The 1,408-nt window shown below is 44.6% G+C and carries 2 protein-coding genes; both read right to left on the minus strand.

Translation table 11 applies throughout. From position 1 onward, the window contains the following. Window positions 1-28 precede the first annotated feature (28 nt). Entirely contained in the window at window positions 29-937 is a 909-nt protein-coding gene (gene folE2 / locus A3739_RS14760) for a GTP cyclohydrolase FolE2 (RefSeq protein WP_068473984.1), read from the minus strand. 7 nt (window positions 938-944) lie between these two features. Then, a partial coding sequence (locus A3739_RS14765; RefSeq protein ID WP_156502603.1) for an amidohydrolase family protein occupies window positions 945-1,408 on the minus strand: 464 nt, incomplete at its 5' end.

A 1,408-nucleotide genomic window follows, 5' to 3' on the forward strand; every position in this document is an offset into this window, starting at 1 on the left:
TATTTCCTCGTTTTTCTTGGGGCGCTTTTCATTCGCTAAATTTATAATCGATCGCTACAGCATTGTGTGCATGCAAGCTTTCTTGATGTTCAACCTTGAACCAATAATCCACCACGCCATTCATATGCTCTAAGCTGTCTTTTAAGCGTCTCGCTGCGTCCTCACAAAACATCAAGTTATCTGCATTAAGTTTGGCAAATGCCTGCTCGTCTTGACGTTTGACCGCCGTTTGAACAGGCGTACCAATCGCTTTTTCAACATCAAAAATTAGCTCATCAAACTCGAACCATTCATTGGGAGCTAAGATCAATTTAATGTACGCGTAAGAACGCTGACTATGTGGTGTTGCTACCGAACCTGCCTCTTGAAGTATCCATTGAAGGATCTGATCTTTTGGAATCGACTCTTCACCAAAGCGCTGATCAAACGCTTCGCTATAAAGCTGTCTAGACAATGATGCGGAACAGGGACAAGTACTCGAATAAGGCACTTCCACATCCACCTGTGTGCTAAATTCGTTGTCACGCAAAACTGACTCAATACGAATCGGGTAACGCTGAAACCCTTGTTCACCGCTCAGCATTGCTGGCTTGTTAAGCACTAAATCAAATGACAAAGCAAGTTTCGCATTCTTACTAATACCTTCCTGAGATCGCTGCATTTGCGACAACAATGCCTGAAGCGTTTCTAGCGTGAGCGCTTGATTACCTAAATCGCGATTTAAGGCTAAGTGCAAGCGCGACATATGGATACCTTTTGCCTCAGCCGCATCAAGACTGACATATAAGTCGGCACTGGCACTCACCTGAAGCAAAGCGCCCTGCGCTCTCACAAACAAAGGTATTGCTATCGCTTCCATCCCTACCCATCGTAATGTCGCGGCGCGCTCTACTTTTGCATTCGACGCAACATCAGGTAACTGCTTTTGGGAACTCATAAATCTCCTAATTTGGACGATTAAATATCAAGGCTGAAGCCGTGTGGGTATCAATCACTTGATCGCTATCAAACACAAGATTTCCATTGACCCAAGTTGACTGAATTCGTGATGAGAATGTTGTCCCATCAAATGGTGTCCACTCACAACGGTACAACACATTGTCATGACTAACTGGCGTAACTTGGTTAGGAGACACCAGCACTAGATCCGCAAAATAGCCTTCTCGGATAAAACCTCTTTCTTGCACACCATATCGAATGGCAGGATTATGCGCAGCTTTTTGCACGACCTGTTCAATTGATAAACGATCGTTTCTAACATGCTCAATTAAACTCAGCAGTGCATGCTGAACCAATGGCAGGCCCGCAGGCGCTTGCATATAAGGTACGTTTTTTTCATCAAAGGTATGCGGCGCATGATCGGTTGCAATAATATCAATCACATCATCACGCAAAGCCCGCAATATGG

This window comes from Oleiphilus sp. HI0067 (assembly GCF_001635735.1).

Bases quoted from the DNA above. Each gene is read 5' to 3' on its own strand.
- folE2 (WP_068473984.1), bottom strand. From the start codon at position 937: ATGAGTTCCCAAAAGCAGTTACCTGATGTTGCGTCGAATGCAAAAGTA.